The organism is Domibacillus antri (assembly GCF_001936625.1).
Lineage (GTDB): Bacteria > Bacillota > Bacilli > Bacillales > Domibacillaceae > Domibacillus > Domibacillus antri.
In genome coordinates, this window is sequence record NZ_MSDU01000077.1 from 1 (window position 1) to 1,404 (window position 1,404).

1 pseudogene is annotated in these 1,404 nt (G+C 43.4%); it reads left to right on the plus strand.

Going from position 1 to position 1,404, the window contains the following annotated elements:
• Positions 1-17 precede the first annotated feature (17 nt).
• Positions 18-1,378, plus strand: a pseudogene (locus BTO30_RS16960) (IS3 family transposase).
• Positions 1,379-1,404: the final 26 nt, after the last annotated feature.

Consider the following 1,404-nt stretch of genomic DNA (forward strand, 5'->3'; position numbering starts at 1 on the left):
TTGGAGTGGCTTTTCTTTTGGCTAAATTTACGGATGAAGAACAAATGAAAGCTGTGAAACAATATTTAGAAGGAAATGAAGGATGTGGAACCATCGCAAAAGAGATAGGTGTGCACGTTAGTAACCTTCAATTTTGGGTGAGAAAATATGAATATCACGGTGAAAAAGCTTTTTCCAAGAGCTATACAAATCATTCATTCCAATATAAACTAGACGTACTTAACTATATGAACGAAAATGGGACGTCTATCTTTGAAACGGCTGCGATATTTAATATGCCTTCTGATTCTACACTTTGGAACTGGCAACACCTTTTCGAGACACAAGGATGGACTGCCCTGGAACCAAAGAAAAAGGGGCGTCCACCTATGAAAAATGAGAATCCAAAAACATCGGAAAAACAAGCACCAGCTGAAGGATCAATAGAGGCATTAAAGGCGGAAAATGAACGTTTGCGTATGGAGAATGCGTATTTAAAAAAGTTGAATGCCTTAGTTCAAAACAAGGAAAAATCAATAAAAAAGACAAAGTAAGGGCTGTCTATGTACTAAGGGTCGACTTCCCGCTGAACGCTCTTCTTCAGCTTGCTGGCATTCCACGCAGCACGTATTACTATATGGTCAGGCAGTTTGGCCGGCCAGACCGGGATGCAGCATTCAAAGCGCTCATTCAGGAGATTTATCATGAACACAAGGGCCGTTACGGCTACCGGCGCATCCGGGATGAGCTTCGGAACCGTGGGCATCTTATCAACCACCAAAAAGTGCAGCGCCTCATGAAATCACTTGGGCTGAAAAGTCTTGTGCGCATGAAGAAATACCGTTCCTATAAAGGGAAAGTGGGCAAAACGGCACCTAATATTTTAGAGCACAACTTCCAGGCAGACAAGCCGAACGAAAAGTGGGCAACGGACATTACGGAATTCAAGCTTTTTGGGAAGAAGCTGTACCTCTCGCCCATGCTGGATCTGTTTAATGGGGAAATCATCGCCTACACGATTGGCTCAAGGCCAACCTATTCGCTTGTCTCAGAGATGCTGGAGAACTCTTTTGAACGGCTTTCAGAAGACGATAAGCTGCTCATTCACTCTGATCAGGGCTGGCATTATTAGATGAAGCAGTACCGGCACTCCTTGAAAGAACACAAGATTACACAAAGCATGTCCCGCAAGGGGAACTGTTATGACAATGCCGTTATGGAAAGCTTCTTTGGCACCATGAAATCAGAATTTCTGTACCTATATGAATTTGAGAGTGTCGAGCACTTTAAGCAGGAGCTGGCACACTATATTGAGTACTGCAACCACAAACGAATTAAGGCAAAATTAAAGGGCATGAGCCCGGTACAATACCGGACTCATGCCCAACAAGCTACTTAACAAAATAACCTGTCTAACTTTTCGGG